Origin of the sequence: Sphingopyxis sp. YF1 (assembly GCF_022701295.1) — a bacterium.
Classification (GTDB): Bacteria; Pseudomonadota; Alphaproteobacteria; order Sphingomonadales; family Sphingomonadaceae; genus Sphingopyxis.
Genome location: NZ_CP033204.1, coordinates 975,057 through 994,194, shown reverse-complemented (window position 1 = coordinate 994,194; position 19,138 = coordinate 975,057). Strand labels below are relative to the sequence as shown.

Sequence of the window (19,138 nt, the reverse complement as noted above, 5' to 3'; positions counted from 1 at the left end):
TTTGACTTTCGGCGCTTGGCGTGACCGTCGCTGACGGTGTAGCCCTTGTATAGGGGGAAGAGAATCAATGGCCGATATGGAACCGCTCGCGTCGATCCGCGACCGCCTGCTCAAGGAGCGTCACGCGCTTCTCGATCTGTCGACGCGCAATCGTCTGCTTAACACTCCGCTTCGAACGCGAAACAATCGCGCGATTGAAATCGTCGACGAGAAATCGACCGAGGTGTTCAGGCTCCTCGATGACGGCAAGGCCCTGAGCTTTCTCCCCGGCGTCAAGCTCAGTGAGGAAGAGCGCGCCGAACTCGATCCCGACGACGATGTCACCGGCGGCATCCCGCAGCCCGACGAGGATGTCGTCGATGCGCGCGGCGTCGCGGGGCGGCACAGCGATCTCCGCCTCCAGACGCGCCTCACCTCCGAAGGGCTGCAGAAGCGGCTCTTCGACATCTGGTACGACGCCCAGACTCTCGAACAGGAGCAGGGAGTCAATATACTCTACCTCGCGATCGGGTTGCTGCGCTGGTACGACAGCGACACCTCGGACATCGCGCGCCACGCCCCGCTCGTGCTGCTGCCCGTCCGCCTCGATCGCAGCAGCGCGGCCGACCGGTTCAAGCTCAAGGGGCGCGACGAACCCCCGTCGCCGAACCTCACGCTGCAGGCGAAGATGAGGGTCGAGTTCGGGCTCGCCATCGAGGATTTCAAGGACGAGGACGAAGTCGATCTCGCCGCCTACTGCGCGCGGGTCGCTGCTACAGTGTCGAGCCAGGCGCGCTGGGAAGTGCTGCCCGACGCCATGGTCCTCGGCTTCTTTTCCTTCTCCAAATTCCTGATGTACCGCGATCTCGATCCCGACAATTGGCCGGCGGACGGCGCAATCGACGCGAAGGCGACCATCGCCGCACTGCTGCGCGACGGCTTTCCCGCGACCGAGCCGATCGTCGCCGACGACGTCCGGATCGACGACGCCATTCGTCCGATCGAACTTCATCATGTCGTCGATGCCGACAGTTCGCAGACCGTGGTCATCGCCGAGGCCGCCGGCGGGCGGTCGCTCGTCGTCAAGGGGCCGCCCGGAACCGGCAAGTCGCAGACCATCACCAACATCATCGCCGCCGCCGTCGCGCGCGGCAAGAAAGTGCTGTTCGTCGCCGAGAAGATGGCGGCGCTCGAAGTCGTCCACCGCCGGCTCCAGCAGGTCGGGCTCGGGCCGCTGACGCTCGAGCTTCACTCCAACAAGGCGAACAAGCGCTCGCTCCTCGAAGAGCTCAAGCGCACCCGCGATGCCCAGCATCGCGGCGCGCGCGGCGACCTCACCGTTGTCGACAAGCTCGGGGCGACGGGCGACGATCTCAATCGCTTCGCCGCCCGTCTCCACACGCCGCTCGCACCCTCCGAGCTCTCGCCTCACGCGATCCTAGGACGTCTCGCGTCCGTGGGGGACCGTGTGGGCATGGCAGCCTATCCGCTGGATAAGGCCGAAAGCTGGTCGCGGCAGCGCGCCGCCGAGGTTCAGGCGCTTGCGGCGGAAGTCGCCGAGCGCGCGAAGGCGCTGGGCGAGCCGGCCGCGGATCCCTGGATCGGCGTTCACTGCGGGCCGCTCGATCCCGTCGAACGCGAAGCGCTCGGCGCGCGGATCCGGATCGCCGCGGAGGCGCTCGCGCGCGTGCGATCGGTCGCGGGCGTCGCGGCGCGCGAACTTGGCACCGACGAGGCTTCGCTCTTCTCGGATCTCACCGTCGCACTCGGCGAGCTGTCCGTGACCCCGATCCCCGCGGGCACCGATCTTGCGGCGATGAGCGATCCGCTCTGGTCGTCCGATGCGGAGCGCGCCGCCGAGTTGATCGCGGCGGGCCGGCGGCTCGCCGCGCTCTGGGGCGACGCCGAAGCCAAGGTCAATGCCGCGGGTCTTGGCGCGGACTGGTCGGCGATCCGCCTCGCGGTCGTGACCAAGGGCGCCAGTCTCTTCCGCATCCTGGACAGCAATTACCGGGCGCAGCTCGCGCTGCTCCGCTCCTATCTGAAGACCGAACTGCCCGGCTCGCAGGACGAGCGGATCGCGCTCATCGACGAAGCGGTCGAGGCGCAGGCGGCGCGAACCGCGTTCGAGAAGGCGAGCGCTACGGGCGCGATGTTCGGCAGCGCGTGGAAAGGCGAGCGGTCCGACTGGGACCGGCTCGAGGCGGTCCACGCCTGGCGCGTTCGCCACGAGGGACAGCCGGGCAGTATCTGGTCACGCCTCGCCGCGGGCGCCGACATCGACTCGATCGAAGATGCGCGTACCGACCTCGCGGTCCAGCTTCCCAATCTCGATGCATCGCTGCGCGATCTGTTCGGGCATCTCCATCTGGATCTGAAGCGCTCGTTCGGGGCGGAGGCATTGTCGGGAACCGGGCTTGATCGCCTCGCCGCGCGGCTCGAAGGCTGGTCCGTCAATCTTGAGGGGCTGAGCCGCTGGACCGCCTTCCATGCGCGGGCCCGCGCGCTTGCCGATGCGGGCGGCGCGAGCCTCGTCGCGGCGCTCCTCGATGGAGCGGTTGCGCCTGGCGAGCTGCCCGGCGCCTATGCGCACGCCTATGCCGAAGTGCTGCGGGTGGCCCTGTTCGAGGCCTGGCCCGAGCTTCGCGGGTTCGACGGCGATCATCATAATGCCATGGTTGGCGACTTCCGCCAGCTGGACCGGGCGCGGATCGCGCTCGCGCAGGAACAAATCGTCGCGACGCATGCCGCCGGCCGCCCGTCGGGCGCCGCGGGCATCGGCCCGCTCGGTATCCTCAACGCCGAGATCGCGAAGAAGCGCCGCCACGCGCCCATCCGCATCCTGCTCGACAAGGCGGGTCCGGCGATCCAGCAGCTCAAGCCCGTCTTCATGATGAGCCCGCTCTCGGTCGCGCAGTTCCTCAAGCCCGGCGCGATAGAGTTCGATATTCTGGTCATGGACGAGGCGAGCCAAATCGAGCCCGTCGATGCGCTCGGTGCCATCGCGCGCGCCGGCCAGCTCGTCGTCGTCGGCGATGAAAAGCAGCTGCCGCCGACCGCCTTCTTCAAGAAGCTCACCGGCGAGGACGATGGCGAGGAGATCGACGAGGGGATCCCGATCGAGGCCAAGGACGCCGAGAGTATCCTCGAGCTCTGCCTCGCCAAGGGCGTGCCCTCGCGCATGCTGAGCTGGCATTATCGCTCGAAGCACCAGTCGCTGATCGCGGTGTCGAACCGCGAATTCTACGAGAACAAGCTCTTCATCGTGCCGAGCCCCTACGACGCGGTCGCGGGCATGGGGCTGAAGTTCAATCTCCTCAAAGATGCGCACTACGACCGCGGTGGCACGCGGACCAACATCCGCGAGGCGCGGCACGTCGCCGAGGCGGTGATCCGCCACGCGCGCGAACATCGCGGGCAGTCGCTCGGGGTCGCGACCTTCTCGGTCGCGCAGCGTCAGGCGATCCTGAAAGAGCTCGAACTGCTGCGCCGCGAGAATCCGGACGTCGAGGAGTTTTTCCTGGGCGGCGGCGCCGAGCCCTTCTTCGTCAAGAATCTGGAGAATATCCAGGGCGACGAGCGTGACATCATCTTCATTTCGGTCGGTTACGGCAAAACCGAGCAGGGCTATCTCGCTCATGCCTTCGGTCCGCTGAGCGGCGAGGGCGGCGAGCGCCGTCTCAATGTGCTCATCTCGCGCGCCAAGCTGCGCTGCGAGATTTTCTGCAACTTCACCGGCGCCGATATCGATCTCGAGCGGACGAAAGCGCGCGGCGTCGCGGCGCTCAAGCTCTTCCTGACCTTCGCCGAGACCGGTCATTTCGGGATGGGCGAAGTGTCGGGCGAGGATTTCGACAGCGAGTTCGAAATCCAGGTCTGCGAGCGGTTGCAGGCCCTCGGCTATGACGTGAAGCGCCAGATCGGGGCGTCGGGCTTCCGGGTCGATCTCGCGATATCGGATCCCGAAAAACCCGGACGCTTCCTTCTCGGGATCGAATGCGACGGCGCCCAATATCATTCCTCACGTTCGGCGCGCGACCGCGACCGGCTGCGCCAGCAGGTGCTCGAGGCGCATAACTGGATCATCCACCGCGTCTGGAGTGCCGATTGGTATCTGCGGCCGCAAGCCGAACTCGCGAAGATCGAGGCGGCGGTCGCCGGCGCGAAGGCGGAATGGGCGGCGCGCGACGAGGAAGGCTATCGCGCACCACCAGCCGTGCCCGTCAGCTTCGAGACCGAGACGGTCGGCGACACCGATATCGTGACCGCGATCGTCGGTGACAGGCCGCGGCACGAGGTGCGACCTTCGGCCTATGTCGAGGCCGACTTCCCCGTCATGCGCGCCTCCGAGCCGCATGAGACCTCGCTCGCGCTGATGGCCGATTATGTCGCGAAGATCGTCGAGATCGAGTCGCCGATCCATGGCGACGAAGTCGCCGCGCGCATCCGGATGCTCTGGGGCCTCGCGCGCGCCGGAAGCCGTATCCGCGGCCATGTCGACCGGGCGCTCGGCGTCGCGATTCGCAAAGGGATGATCGTGGGCGGACCCTTTTACGTCTGGCCGGGCAAGCCGCTCGTCGTGCGCGATCGCTCGGGCGTGACCTCACCGACGCTGCGCAAACCCGAAATGCTGCCGCCCGCCGAAATCCGGCAGGCGGTCCTCGATATCGTCAACGCCAACTATGGCGCTGGTCGCCACGATCTCGTACTCGCGGTATCGCGAAGCTTCGGCTTCCTCTCTACGAGCGCGCAGCTTCGGGCGGTCATCGAAGCTGCGATCGACCGCACGCTCGAGTCAGGCGATCTGGAAGATCGCGGGGACTTGCTGGTGCTCGTCAAATGAAGCCCGTCCGAATCGGAGAAACCAATGCGTTTCATTCACACGTCTGACTGGCAGCTCGGCAAGCCGTTCGGACGCGCATCGGAACAAGCGCGCGCTGCTCTGCTCGAAGCGCGGCTGGACGCGATCGATGCGCTGGCGGCCGCGGCGCGACGCGAAGGTGCCGGCCTCGTGCTGGTGGCCGGTGACGTATTCGACAGCCCTGAGCCCGGCGACCGGATCTATCGCCAAGCGCTGACGCGCATGAAGGCTGCCGCCGACATCCGCTGGGTTTTATTGCCCGGGAACCATGATCCGGCGCGCGCGGACGGTCTGTGGAGCCGTCTGGCCGGCGAGGCGCCGGAAACGGTGGTCGTCTGTGTCGAACCGCAGCCGATCGAACTCGCCGAAGGATTTTGGCTGCTGCCCGCGCCGCTCCAGTATAAGCGGACGCAGGATGATCCGACGGCCTGGTTTGACCATGCCGAAACGCCGGATGGCGCCAAACGGATCGGCCTCGCCCACGGCCCGATCCGCGATTTCGGGTCGAGCACGCCCGCGGCGAACCTGATAGCACCCGACCGCGCCCGCCGCGCCGGTCTTGCCTATTTAGCGCTCGGCGACTGGCATGGCCGCCGCGAGATTGATCCTCTGACCCACTATTCCGGAACACCCGAACCCGACGATTTCGATCGCGAGGTGAGCGGCGTGGCGCTCCGCGTCGATCTGGCCGGCGAAGCGCCGGACGTCGCGCAGGTGAAAATCGGCCGCTATCATTGGATGTCAGAAAACTGGTCGCTTGGCAGCGCGGCTGAGCTCGACAGACTCCTCGTCAATCTCGCGCCCGGCATTGAGCGACAGCATCTCGTGCTCCGGCTCCGGCTGTCTGGCCTGCTCACGCTCGCCGAGCGCGTCGCGCTTCGTGATCGTCTCGAAAGCGAGTTGGCCCACGAGGTCCGCTGGCTCGATCTCAATCTCGACGATCTCTACGCTCGTCCGACCGACGCCGATCTTGCCGACATCGACGCCAACGGCGTGCTGCGCGTCGCCGCCGAGCGGCTGCAAGCGCTGTCGGCAACCGACGATGCCGCCGGTAAGCGCGCGGCGGCGGCGCTCGAACGCCTCTATGTCGAGCAGCGCCGCGCCGACCGGCTGGAGGCGCGTTGATGAGAATTCGCGAGCTTCGCATCGAGAATTTCCGCAAATTCCGCCAGCCGCTGCTTCTGACCGGGTTCGAGGACGGGCTGAACCTCGTATGCGAGCAGAATGAGGCCGGAAAATCGACCGTCCTCGAGGCCCTGCGCGCCGTGCTGTTCGAGCGGCACGGCTCCCGGAGCGATCGCATCCGCTCGTTTCGGCCGCATGGCGATGAGGTCGCGCCGACCATCGAGCTCGGTTTCGATCTCGGCGACGCGAGATGGAAACTGCGCAAGCGCTTCCTCCAGAACCCCTTGGTCGAACTCGAAGGTCCGACCGGGCGAGCCACCGGCGATGAGGCGGAGGAACGCTTGCAGACTTTGCTTGGCTTTGCACGTGCTGGAAATCGCGGCGCCGACGACGACAGCCGTGGCGCCTTGGGCCTGCTCTGGGTCGAGCAGGGTCAATCCTTCGTGCTCGGAACGCCAGGCCAAGGCGCCCGCCGGACGCTGGAAGAAGTCCTCGCTGGCGAAGTCGGCGCCGTGACCGGCGGCCAGCGCACCACTACCGTTCTGCAGGCCATCGAACGCAGCCTCGCCGAATATCAGACTCCGACTGGCCGGCCTGCCCGCCGCCTTCTCGATTCGCAGGAGGCCGCCGCATCGGCCGCTGAGGACGCCCGCGCCGCACAAGCCGAGTTGGAGCAATTCGACAGCGTACTTGAGCGCCTAGAGGCGAAACGCAATGAACTACGGCGGCTCGTTGCCGAACTCGACGATCCGGAGCAGCACCAGAAACTAGCCCAGCTTGAGGCCGACCTCGATCGCGCCAGAACCGCAGGCCAGGCGCTGCGCACCGCTGAAGCGTTGCTCCGCGAAGCAGCTGGCGAACGCGCGCGTCTAGAAGCGCGCCAAACCGCCCGCCGCGATCTGCGCGCGCAGGTTGAGCAGGCCGAGCAGGCTGCGGCGACGGCACGCGCCGCCGCCAATGATCACGAGCCAATCCTGGAAACCGCACGCCAGAGTGAAAAAGATGCAAATGCCGCGCTCGAAACGGCACGCACCGCCCTCCGGACGGCCGAAGAACGACGGTTGGAGGTGCAGCGTAGCCAAGCCGCTCAGGCACGGCAGCGCGCGCTGGCGACCGCCTTTCTCCGGCTCGATGCGGCCGAGGACATCGCGGTCCAATTGCAGACACGCCGCGAGGCACTGGATGCCAACTGGATGACGCCGGACGCGCATAGCGAATTGCTAAACCTCGAACAAACGGTCGCCGAGACCCACGCCGCCGCTTCCGCCGGAGCAGCGGTCCTCTTGGTCGAGCTGCTACCCTCCGCGCCCGCTGTGAAGCTCAACGGCGCGCTGATCGAAGGCAGTCTGCGCGTTCCTATCAGTGAACCGCAGAGTCTCGAGTTGGACGGAATTGGCTCCGTGTCGGTCATGCCGCCGGCTTCGGGCGAACCGGCGCAGGCCAGGCTGCGCGCAGCCGAACAGGATCTCGCCGCCTTTCTCGCCAACGTCGGCTGCGCCACGCCGCTCGCGGCCAAGGAAGCGGCCCAGGCGCATCGCGACGACACGCAGGCCGTCGTGCTGCTCGCGGCCCAGCTTGAAGCCGCCTGTCCCGAAGATGCGGCGCTCGACATAGGCGCCGGCTTGGAAATCCTGCGCGGAGCCCTCGCGTCGGAAACGCGGCCGGGCGCGAGCGCGTCGCCCGGCATAGGCGCTGCTGGGGCCGAGGATGTCGATGGCGCGTGGCAGACAGCGCGCACGGCCGAACGCGAGGCCGAAGGTCGTCGCCAGGCCGCGCTCGATACCTTGCAGGAAGTCCAGATCGCCAGCGTCAAGCTAACCGGCCAGGTCGAACGCACGGCGGGCGACGTGTCGCGGCTCGGCGAGCAACTGACCGCCGATCTCGATGCGATGGACGACGACGCGCTCACCGCCGCGCTCGATGCAGCGAAAACGGAGGAATCCCGCGCGATCCTGGCCCGCGACGAGTCGCAGCGCGCCGTTGAAGGGCTGGACGAGACCGCCTTGCTCCAGCGCCGGGACACCCTTCGCAAACGACGGGAGCGGCTGGTCAACGACCGGCTCGGGCTCGTCGGTGAGATCGCCCAGCTTGAGGAACGCGCCAAGACGCTCGGCGGCGCCGGCCCCGCCACCCGGGCCGCCGCGGCCGCCGAGCTCGCGGAGGCTGCGGCCGCAGCCCATGACCGGCTCAAGGAAGAGGCGGAGATGCTCACGCTCCTTGCCGAGACGATCCGGGATGCCCAGCGCGAGACTGCCCGACGATTCCTCGCTCCGATCACCCAGCGCGTGGCCCCCTTCATCGAGCGCTTGCTGCCCAATGCCGGCATCGTCTTCGGAGAGGACTTGCGGCCCACCCTGCTCACGCGGCGCGGCCGGGAAGAAGCCACCGACGATCTCAGCAAGGGAACCCAGGAACAACTCGCTGTCCTGACGCGCATAGCTTTCGCCGACCTGCTGATCGAGAAGGGTAAGCCCGCATCGCTCATGCTCGACGACGCGCTGGTCTTTGCGGACGACGACCGCTTCGAGGTTATGCTCGAGATTCTGGCCGAAGCCGCCCAGCGGATGCAGGTTATCGTTCTGAGTTGCCGCACTAGCGCCTATCGCGGTCTCGATGCCAATCGGATTCTGCTCGCGTGAAGAACTGAGCCCGGGCATCGGCAGCTTTCGACGTTGAGTGAAGGGCTATAATTAGCTGTGTAGCGGCTCGCGATCGCCTACGAATCTACCGTCTGCTTTCGGGCTCCTTCCACAGACGACCGCAATGACCGACATCAGGCGCAAAGTCGCCAATCGAACCGGGACAGAATGTAGGTGATTTCGTGACGTCGCTAGTTGTTGCTCGACGTCATTCCTTATCTTTCGTTGTCATTCAAACCGTACACGAATGCAGCTAAGTACCTGATTTATTTAAATGAATTAGCGGCCTCTTAATCAGCGGGTCCTAGGTTCGAGCCCTAGTGCGTCCACCATTTTTCAATCACCTAAACCTCACTTCGGATCGATCACCGGAACAGGCCGGTCGTTCATCCCGTCCACTTCCGCCCGGACGGCGATAGCGTCGATCTCCACGAGATAGCCGTGGTGGAGCTCAGGGACGGGCACCACCGTCCGCGCAGGTTTTGCTGCGCCGAAAACCTCGGCGTAGATGCGGTTGAATTCGGGCCAGTTGTCGACCCCGACGATATAGGCGGTCACGCGCAGCACCTGGCCGGGGCCCGCCCCTGCCCGGTCGAGGATCGCGAGCAGGTTCGCGAGCGTCTGGCGGACCTGCACCTCGAAGGACTGATCTGCGGTATGCCTCCCGTCGCTTCGCGGTCCGAGCTGGCCCGACACGAAGATGAGGTCACGCCACGCGGTGGCCTGCGAATAATGCCCCGCAGGCGCCGGAACCGCCTCGGTGGCGATGCGATCGATCGATGTTGTCATGCCTGCTCCTACCAGCCGTTGATGCGCGACCAAACCGCGGTCACATCATCCCCGCCGTTCAGTACATGATAGCGATCATATTGCGCGGCCGTCGCGCACGCATGGTTCGGCAGGATGCGCAACTGCGTGCCAACGGGAAGGTCTGGCAATACGGCCGCCGATCCGGGCCGCAGGGCGACGATGCCATGTTCCTGATTGGCTTCGACCAGAACCAGATCGCCAAAAATCCGCCCCGTCGCATCGCAGACAAGCCCGTAGCCCTGATCGACCGCCTGGTTCGCGGTGCCGCGATCGCGCGACATCGCCATCCAGCCCGCGTCGACGAGGATCCAGCCCTTGGCGCGCTGATGCCCGATAACGCTGCACAGCACCGACAGGGCGATGTCGTCGAGCGCGACGGCGCCTACCCCGGCCTGATAGAGGTCGCCGAACATGAACACCCCGGCGCGCACTTCGGTCACGCCGTCAAGATTTCGAGCGAAACATGCGGTCGGGGTCGAGCCGATGCTGACCACCGGGCACGCTAGGCCGGCGGCGCGAAGCGTGCCGGCGGCGGTCACCGCCGCCAGCCGCTCGGCCTCGGCCGCCGCTGCCAGAGCCTCGGGGTCGCTGAGCGCATAGCTGCCCCCGGCATGGATGAGCACGCCGCGCAGTTCGGCGCCACCGGTCTCCAGCGCCCGGCCGATCGCGACGAGCGTCGCACCATCGCCGGGTGCGGCCCCCGAGCGGTGGCCATCGCCGTCGATCTCGATCAGCGCCGGGACGCTGTCGCCGCCGGCGCTGGCATGGCGCGCGACGGCCTCCGCCTGCGCGACGCTGTCGAGAATGATCGCCAGATCGACCCCGCGGCGGCGGATCGCCGACACCCGTTGAAGCTTGGCGGGGGCAATCCCGACGCCGTAGATCATGTCTCGGACGCCGCCGTCGGCGAAATATTCGGCCTCGCGCAGCGTCGAAACCATCGCCGGGCCGCCCGGCGCGGTCATCGCGATCTGTGCGACGTCAAGTGATTTCGCGGTTTTCAGATGCGGACGAAAGGCGACGCCGGGCCGCGCAAGGCGGCGATGCATCGCTTCGATGTTGTGCCGCAGCTTCGCCTCGTCAAGAAGCAGGCAGGGCGTCTGCAGTTCCGGTAATTTCATGCCATCCTACCTTTGGGGTCGTCCTTGTCGCCGAACGCCGTCGCGGCAGCAAGCGCGCTCATGCCACTTCATGCGACGGCAACCCGACGGGCAAGGGATTACCGGCGCCCGCTTCCACCTTCGCCTACCCGGATGATCCCGATGCCCCTTTCGATGACGATCGTCGTTCCGAACGGCGCCGAGAGCCGTTGCAGTCGTTCGAGGATGGTTTGCCCGCGCGCAGGCGAGGCCATCGCGGGAACGCCCTTACCCGCCCCCTGCGCATCGACGCCAAGATCGATCGGATACAGCCTGATCTCGACCACCTGCCCGCCGACATAGCGGCTGGTCGCGATCACCGATTCATACAGGTTGGGATCCGAAAATGATCGCGCGTTGCGCGCCTGCAACAGCTCGGGAACGGTGGCGGCGCCCGGTTCGACGCCATATTGCTGGAACATGTCGTCGGGAATTTCGTCGAGCGAATTGTTCATCATCGCGAAGTTGCCGAGCGAATAGAAGATCGGCCGCCCCTTGTAGATCTCGATCCCGCGCAGCTGGTGCGGACCGTGGCCCATATAGACGTCGGCGCCCGCGTCGATCACGTCGTGCGCCAGCTTGATCGCGAAGCCGGCGGGTTCCTGCGACGCGTTCGACGGTTCGTGATTGTGGACCGAGAAGATGACAAAATTGCCGTTCTGCTTCGCTTGCCGGACCGACATCAGATTCTGGTCCACGTCGCGCTGGTTCGGGCGATAGCTGAAGGCGAGTTTTCCTTCGCCCGCAGTCCCGGGCATGTAGTGGCTGCCCATCAGGGTGACGCCGTCGGCCTTGCGGCCATCGCTGCGCAGCGGCGAGCGCGCGGCGAGATCGGCGAGCGCATCGATCGCAGCCGGCGACACGATCGCCGAGCGCCGGGTGCGCAGGCTGTTGACCCCCGGGCGCCCCGGTACACTGCCGACCGGATCGGCCGCGACCGACATCGGTGTGAAGGTGGATGTGGCGGCGACGATCGCCACGCGCCCCTTGGCGGTATCGAGATAGCGCGGCGCGCGGGCGGCGGCCATGGTCTTGCCGGTGCCCGCCCAGACGAGTTTTGCCGCTGTCAGCGCGCGGCCCGTTTCCGCCATCCCCTCGACGCCCCAGTCGGTCGCATGATTGTTCGCGTGGCTGACGATGGTGAAGCCCATCGCGCGCACGTCGGCGGGCACGCCGGGGTCGGCGTGCATCCAGGTGCCGCCCGATTCCGCCTGCGGCACCGCCTGCGTTTCGGCAAGGTCGATCACGCTCGTCTCGAAATTGCCGAAGGTCACGTCGGCGCCGCGAAGCAGCCGCAGCAGGTCGGGGCTGCGCGCCTCGATCGTCGCGAGCATCGGGCGCAGATAGATGAGGTCACCCGCGCCGGCGATGGTGAAGCCGTCGGCGACCGGCACCGTCGGCACGGGGGGCGTTTCGAGCTTTTCCTGCGCCGCCAGCGACAGCGCGAGTGCAGCAGCGAGGCCGGCCACCCCGCTGCCGGCGACCCGCAGGACACGGAAGCGGCGCGACCGGCCCCGGGTCACTGGGCGCCTGCGGTCGCGAGGAGGATGCCGAGACCGACGGTGGCGCCGTGCAGGCTCTTCGTCTTTTCGACGTCAATCCATTCGTCGAGCGAGTGCGCGCGTGCGCCTTGCCCGCCCGAGCCGATCGTCACTGCGGGAATCCCGAGGCTCATCGGCATGTTCGAATCGGTCGACGAGAAGGACGGCCGCGGCTCGAGCCCGTTGGCGCGGATGATCGCGTCGGCGTTGCGGACGATCTGTTCGGTCGCCGCAGTCTGGCCCGCCGGACGATCGCCGATCATCTTGACGTCGGCGGTGATCGGCCCTTCCCTGGTCGAGCGTGCGGCATTCTCACCCTCGACGCTCTTTTGGACGATTGCGAGAAACGCCTGCTCGACCTTGGCGAGTTCCGCGGGGTTTTCCGAGCGCATGTCGAATTCCATATACACTTCGTTCGGGATCGAATTGACCGAAGTCCCGCCGCCGGTGACGCTGGCGGCATAGGTCGTCTTGGGCTTGGCGGGGACGGGGATCTTGTAGAAATCGACGACCGTCTGGCTCATCGCCGCCATCGGGTTGACCAGCCCGAAGGCGCCATAGCTGTGACCGCCGGGCCCCTTGTAGGTGATACGATAGCGTTTCGAGCCGACGCCGCCGGTGACGATGCGCGACGCGTCGGTTCCGTCCATTGAGAAAAAGGCCTTCACCCGGTCCTTGTACTTGCCCTTGGTGAGCAGGTAACGGACGCCGCGAAGGTCGCCCGGTCCCTCTTCCCCGACATTGCCGACGAAGATGATGTCCTGCTTCACCTTGATGCCGGCCTCCTTCATCGCGCGTGCATAGGCGAGCAGCACGGCCAGGCTGCGCGTGTCGTCACCGATGCCGGGAGCATAGAGGCGCGTACCGTCGCGGCGGACCTTGATCGGCGTGCCTTCGGGGAAGACGGTGTCGAGGTGCGCGGCGATCATCACCGCGGGACCGCCGGCCGGACCGGTGCCACGATAGACGCCCATCGCATTGCCCTCGGCGTCGATCTCGACGTCCTGAAGCCCCGCATCCTTCAGCATTTCGGCGTAGGCGGCAGCGCGCGCGGCTTCCTTGAACGGCGGCGCCGGAATTTCGGTCAGCTTGACGATCTCGTCGATCAGCCGGTCGTGGTCGCGATCGAGAATCTTGATCGCCGTGCCATAACCCTTGGTCTTGAGCACCGCTTCGGGTTTCACCTTCGGCGCCGCCTGCGCGGGCGAAGCCGCCAGCAGGAGCGCGGCAAGGGTCAGCAACGCCGTGTTACGCATGAATATTCCTTTCGCAAAAAGGGGAGAATGCCATTCAGGTCTTGGAGACCGGCGGAGTTTCGATTTCAAGTGTCATGGGCGAAGGTACAGGCATTGCGGCGCGTCCGTCCCCCTCTTCGATCCCCAGCACACCCTCCCAGCGCGCGACCGCGGTACAGGCGACCGCGTTGCCGACGACGTTGGTCGCCGTGCGCCCCATGTCGAGGAAATGGTCGATCGCGAGCACGAGCAACAGCCCGGCCTCGGGCAGGTTGACGAACGACAGCGTCGCCGCGACCACCACCAAGCTCGCGCGCGGCACACCCGCCACCCCCTTCGACGTCACCATCAGGATCAGCAGCACGGAGAATTGCTGCCACAAATCCATTTCGACGCCATAGGCCTGCGCGATGAACATGATCGCAAAGGCCATGTACATCATCGATCCGTCGAGGTTGAACGAATAGCCGAGCGGCAGCACGAAGCTGGAAATCCGGCGCGGCACACCGCTGCGGTCGAGTGCCTCGAGCGTGCGCGGAAAGGCGGCTTCGGACGAGGCGGTCGAAAAGGCGAGCAGGATCGGTTCTCGGATATGCCGCAGCAGCGCGACCGGGTTGGCACGCAGAAGCGCCCATGCAGCCGCGAGCAGCACCAACCACAGCGCGGCAAGCCCAAGATAGAAGACCCCGATGAAATAGCCGAAGGTGACGACGATCCCGACGCCGCGCTCGATCACAGCGGCGGCGACGGCCGCGAACACCGCGATCGGCGCGACGCGCATCACATATTCGGTGATCTTCAGCATCACCGCGACCATTTCCTCGACCAGGCCGGCAAGCCGCCGGCCGCCGCTACCCAAGCTGGTGATGCCGACGCCAACGAACAGCGACAGCACCACGATCTGCAGAATTTCGTTGTTCGCCATCGCATCGAACATCGATGTAGGGACAAGGTGAGTAACGAATTTGGCGATACTGAAATCGGCGGTCGCGATATCGGCCGACGCGGTCGCCACCGGCAGGTCGAGATCGAGACCGACGCCGGGTTTGAAGACATTGACCAGCAACAGGCCGAGCAGAAGCGAGACGAAGCTGGCGCCGACGAACCAGCCGAGCGCCCGCCCGCCGATCCGCCCAAGCGCCGAGGTATCCGCCATATGGACGATGCCCGACACCAAGGTGGCGAACACCAGCGGCGCGATGATCATCTTGATCAACCGCAAGAACAGGTTGCTGACGACCGAAAAATAGCTGGCGATCGTCGCGAGCTCGGCCTGTCCGGCGGCGGTACCGTCGGCGAGCGCGGCGTTGATCGCCCAGCCGACAAGCAGGCCGAGCGCAAGGCCGACGAAGATGTAGAGCGTCAAGCGCTTTGCCATGGTGCGTCCTCCTGACGGAATACGGCTTGCCCCGCCAACGGCGGCGCAAACACCGGATCAGCGCGCACGATCACCACGCGAACGCGCGCGCCTCCGCGAACTGCGGACGGTCACCGGCCCCGGCACCGCCCCGGCCCCGCCGCTATTCCCAGACGAGCTTCTGGGCGTATTGGCTCATCCCCGTATTGCTGTGCGCAATGCCAAGCGCATAATCGAGCTTCCACGCGAATTTGGCGCCCAGTTCGTGCGCGACCTTGCGGCCATAGGCATGGAAGAACTCGCCGCGCGCCAACCGGTGGGCGCCTTGTGTCATCGCTTCGGGGGTGCGCGACAACTGGTGATGGTTGGGATCGGTATCCGCCGTTCCGAGCAGAATCGTCAGCGGCCGTTCCAGCGTCGCCTTCAGCCCCGCCGCATCGGTCGGCGCGTCCTTCAGGCCATAGGGATATTTGATCGCCAGATCGGGCATCGTGTACCAGCCGGCATTCGCTGCGACCGCCCGGCTGTAGCGGGCATCGGGCCAGAGTTCGACGAAGCGGTGCACGAACTGCCCGCCCGCCGAGTGGCCGTAGATCGCATATTGCGGAACCTTGGTTCCCGTCGCCTTGCGAACGAGGTCGAACATCGGCTCGATCGACGCGAACGACCATTGCTCGCGCGGCCGCGGATGCCCCGTTTCGTCGACGATATGGCCGACATTGTAGGTCAGCGAGGTCGGGAAATCGGCCATCGAATATTCGGGGGTCAGGACGATATATTGCCCTTCGGTGGCATAGGGGACCCAGGCGTCGCGATAGCCGTCGGCGTTGCGACCGGCGCCGTGGATGACGAACAGGATGCGCGTCGTCTCGGTCACCTTGTCGGGCCGATAGTAATGGACGCGCAGCGGCTTGCCGGCCCAGCCCGTGAAGAGAAAGCTTCCTGTCCCGGACTTTAGGTCAGGCGAGGCCGGCGCCTTGCTGCCCTTCGCCGCTGCAGGTGCCGCCCCGGCCGGGGCGGCGGGCAGAAAAACGCCCCCCGCCACCGTCAGAGCAAGCGTCGCAAGACCGAGCGTGCGTGCGATGGCTTGCCGCGCGCGCATCAGAACTTCACCTCGATCGAGGCGAAACCCGACCGTCCGACGACGCCATAATCGAGGATATAGCCGTTGTCGTCATAGGGGGTAGCGCCTTCGGGCACGTTCGGCCCCGTCTTGTTGAACAGGTTGGTGATGCCCACCGACAGGCGCCATTTGCCACCGCCGAACTCCGGACGGATGCTGGCACCGATGTCGTGGCGCCAATAGGCCTTGTAGTTGAGGTAGAGCGGATTGGCGAAACCCGCCGCCTTGGCCGCCGCGACGCGATCGTTCGACGACACCATCGGGCCGATGTAGCGAACGCGCCAGTCGATGTTCCACAGCTTGTTCGTATAACCGACGCGCGCGCGGACAACGTCGGCCGGCGAGGAGATCTGGCCGTTGTTGTCCGAAATCTCGGTGCCGTTGATCCCCTGATACTGGGTTTCCTTCTTGATGACATGCGTCCAGTTGACATCGAAGCGCAGGTCACCCGTCACGCCAACGCCCGTGAGCGGCAGGCGATAGGCGAGCGAGGTGTCGATACCCGAGGTCGAGATCCGATCGAGGTTCTGCGGGACCTGGTTGATCTGCAAGATCTGGCCGTCGGCGCCGCGGATGACCGACTGGCAGAATTCGTTGCCCGCGAAATTCGAAGCGTCCGAATAGCATTGCCGCAGCAGGATTTCGTTATCGAGCGCCGAGATCGCGTTCGTGACCTTGATGTTATAATAGTCGACCGACAAGTTGAGACCCGGCAGCGCGCGCGGCGACAGCACCGCACCGAGCGTGAAGGTCGTGCCCTTTTCCTCGCGCAGCGCGAGGCTGCCCATGTTCGGCGACTGGATCGACGTCGTCGACTGGGTGAACACACCGTTCGAGGCGATCGCCGCGGCGATGCCCGCGTTGCTGCGGCAGTTGACCGCGACCGTCCCGGTCGTCGCAGCGGTGATGCCCGAACAGATGTCGACGACGGTGTCGGTATCGTCGCGCGGCGGCGAATAGAGTTCGGGAAGGCTCGGCGCGCGCTGCGCCGTGCCATATTGGGTGCGAATGCGCAGCCCCTCGACCGGCATCCAGTCGGCCCCCGCGTGATAGCTGTACACGGTGCCGACATTCTTCTGGCTATAGTCGGAGATGCGGCCCGCGAAATCGACCTTCAACTCTTCGAAGAAGGGTTTGCCGCTGAGCACCGGAACCGACAGTTCGGCAAAGGCTTCCTTGACGTTGAAGCTGCCGCTGAAGCTTGGCACCGCTGCGACGTTCGAGATGCTCGACAGCGTCAGCGCATCGCTGCCCGACGTGCCTTTTTCGCGGCGATATTCGCCGCCGACCGCGAGCTGCACCTTGCCCGCGGGGAGCTCGAAGATCGAACCGGTGGCAAAGGCCTGGAACACGTCCTGGCGCAATTTGGTCGTAAAGGTCGAATCGAGCCGGATATAATTCGCGGCATCCGACGTGATCGTACCGACCCCGAACAGGTTGATCGGAACGCAGCCTGCCGCGCGCGCGGTCGCATCGCGGCACTGGATCGCACCGCTCGGCAGACGCTCGGCATCGAGGGCGTATTTCAGATTCTGCAGGTTGATGTTGTTGAGCCGCTGCTGGACCTGATCGAAGGTGCCGTAGGTATAGGTGGCGTCATAGGTCCAGTCGCCGCCGAGCTTGCCGCGAACACCGCCCCAGACGCGCAGCGTGTCGCGGTCGCTGATCGTGTCGCGGTTGCCCAGTTCGTCGAACCGGCGGCGCCAGTCGATGCCGCTGGCAGGCGCACCCGCACGGATTTCGGCGGGAACGAAGGGGTTATCGCGTGAGATGCGGCCAATGGCGAAGGTCGGCAGGCCGGGAAGCGGCACCCCGATCTCATCGCGCAGGAAGACCGTGCTCGAATCGCGATAGCCATAGGGCGCGCGGGTGTAGAAGGTGTCGAGGTCCGAAAACTGGACCTCGACATAGGGAACGAAGGCATCCGAAAATTCGAAGCTGGCCTTGGCCGCGACCGCGGTGACGGTCCGCGGCAGGCGCAGCGTGTCGTCAAACCGGTCATTATAGCCGTCGCGGTTGGTGACGAAGTTGCGCTGCAGCGTGCCGGCATCGTCGTAGAAGAAAGCACCGCCGCGGAAGCGACCACCGGGCGTATCGGTGCTGAGTGCGGGATCGGTGATCGTGTTGGTCCCCGCTGCGAAGGTCCAGTTCTTCGTCGCGCGGGCCAGGCGGTCGCGCGCCAGCAGGCCGCCATCGTCATCCCAGCTGCCGCTGATCGCGAAATAGCCGCGTCCGTCGCCGAATTTGGTGCCGAAGGTCGCCGCGACCATCGCCTCTTCGGCGCCACCGCCGCCGGTCAGCGCCGAACCGATACGGCCGCGCAGGCGCAGCCCTTCGAGCTTCGATTCGGTGATGACGTTGACCACGCCCGCGATCGCGTCCGACCCATAGACCGCCGACGCGGCGCCGGTGATCACGTCAACGCGTTCGATGAAGTCGACGGGGATGGTGTTGAGGCTGACCACGCTGCGGTTGGCGGCGTTGGCGACCGTGCGGCGGCCGTTGATCAGGGTCAGCGTGCGCGAACTCGACAGCCCGCGCAGCGCGACCGTGCTGGTGCCCGCGTTCTGGATCGTCCCGTTCGGCTGGCCGACGGTCGTGTCGACCAGGTTGACGCCCGGCATTTCGGCCAGGATCTGGCCGAGGTCGGTCTTGCCCGACGCTTCCAGTTCCTCGCCGCCGAGCACGCTGATCGGCACCGTTGCCGAAAAACCGTCCTGCTTGATGCGCGTGCCGGTGACGACGATGCTCTCGCCTTCGTCTACCGCGTCAGCGCCGGTACCCGACGCGAGATCCTGCGCCATCGCCGTGCTCGACACCATCGTCATCAGCGCGACCGCAAAAGATTTCCTGAGACTTACCACCTTAACCCCCTATTCCCCGTCCTACGGGCGACGTTGCGCATCAATTATGGGATGAAACAGACGTTATCCCGCCCTTTGAATCATCCCGTTCCTCCAGACAAAACCGTCCAGAACCAAAGAATATTCGGATATTTCACACGAAAATTCGTTCGTTCCGGCAACAAAATCCCATTCTCGGCTGCCATGCGAAATGCCCGCGAAGCTCCGCCTGATTCATTGACGGCCGGAACCGGCGCTTTTTGGCGCCCGCAACTCGCGAACCGGCAAGAATCCTGGAAACAGGCAGCGACCGCGTTGCTCCGCGCTCCTTTCTGGTCGGCTCCGGATGTATCGCGAATGGAGCGGGCAACCCGCCAATCCGTCCGCGACAGTCGGAGCGTGAAACAGCTGCTGGTCGACCGAGCAGAACAGGGCGACCGATCACAGGAGTTTGACCCGCGGAAGCAGGGCAAGGCCAATATCAAG

General features: G+C 65.8%; 10 protein-coding genes. 3 read left to right on the top strand and 7 right to left on the bottom strand.

Annotated features, from left to right (window positions below; all coding sequences use genetic code 11):
- Positions 1 to 67 precede the first annotated feature (67 nt).
- The 3 genes from EAO27_RS04805 to EAO27_RS04795 are packed head-to-tail and all read left to right on the top strand — an operon-like array spanning position 68 to position 8,604.
- The gene (locus EAO27_RS04805) at positions 68 to 4,822 is read left to right on the top strand and encodes a DUF3320 domain-containing protein (RefSeq protein WP_242777637.1); all 4,755 of its coding nucleotides are present in this window, start codon (positions 68 to 70) and stop codon (positions 4,820 to 4,822) included.
- 24 nt (positions 4,823 to 4,846) lie between these two features.
- Positions 4,847 to 5,965, top strand: coding sequence for a metallophosphoesterase (locus EAO27_RS04800; RefSeq protein ID WP_242777635.1), 1,119 nt, complete (start codon positions 4,847 to 4,849; stop codon positions 5,963 to 5,965).
- Positions 5,965 to 8,604: an AAA family ATPase gene (locus EAO27_RS04795; protein ID WP_242777633.1), complete on the top strand. Its 2,640-nt coding sequence runs from the start codon at positions 5,965 to 5,967 to the stop codon at positions 8,602 to 8,604. Before EAO27_RS04800 ends, EAO27_RS04795 begins: the two co-directional genes overlap by 1 nt.
- A gap of 351 nt (positions 8,605 to 8,955) precedes the next feature.
- Here the strand turns inward: EAO27_RS04795 and EAO27_RS04790 are convergent, their stop codons facing one another.
- From EAO27_RS04790 to EAO27_RS04760, 7 genes are all read right to left on the bottom strand, one after another.
- The gene (locus tag EAO27_RS04790) at positions 8,956 to 9,393 is read right to left on the bottom strand and encodes a RidA family protein (protein ID WP_242777631.1); all 438 of its coding nucleotides are present in this window, start codon (positions 9,391 to 9,393) and stop codon (positions 8,956 to 8,958) included.
- 8 nt (positions 9,394 to 9,401) lie between these two features.
- Positions 9,402 to 10,535: an alanine racemase gene (locus tag EAO27_RS04785; RefSeq protein ID WP_242777629.1), complete on the bottom strand. Its 1,134-nt coding sequence runs from the start codon at positions 10,533 to 10,535 to the stop codon at positions 9,402 to 9,404.
- A gap of 98 nt (positions 10,536 to 10,633) precedes the next feature.
- A complete protein-coding gene (locus EAO27_RS04780) occupies positions 10,634 to 12,076 on the bottom strand; it encodes a CapA family protein (RefSeq protein WP_242777626.1) in 1,443 nt (480 codons plus the stop codon).
- Complete coding sequence (locus tag EAO27_RS04775) at positions 12,073 to 13,350, bottom strand: M20/M25/M40 family metallo-hydrolase (RefSeq protein ID WP_242777624.1); 1,278 nt, start codon at positions 13,348 to 13,350, stop codon at positions 12,073 to 12,075. Before EAO27_RS04775 ends, EAO27_RS04780 begins: the two co-directional genes overlap by 4 nt.
- A 34-nt stretch (positions 13,351 to 13,384) precedes the next feature.
- A complete protein-coding gene (locus EAO27_RS04770; protein WP_242777622.1) occupies positions 13,385 to 14,707 on the bottom strand; it encodes a dicarboxylate/amino acid:cation symporter in 1,323 nt (440 codons plus the stop codon).
- A gap of 142 nt (positions 14,708 to 14,849) precedes the next feature.
- Positions 14,850 to 15,788, bottom strand: a complete 939-nt coding sequence (locus EAO27_RS04765) for a hypothetical protein (protein ID WP_242777621.1) — start codon at positions 15,786 to 15,788, stop codon at positions 14,850 to 14,852.
- Complete coding sequence (locus tag EAO27_RS04760) at positions 15,788 to 18,637, bottom strand: TonB-dependent receptor (RefSeq protein ID WP_242777620.1); 2,850 nt, start codon at positions 18,635 to 18,637, stop codon at positions 15,788 to 15,790. Before EAO27_RS04760 ends, EAO27_RS04765 begins: the two co-directional genes overlap by 1 nt.
- Positions 18,638 to 19,138 lie beyond the last annotated feature (501 nt).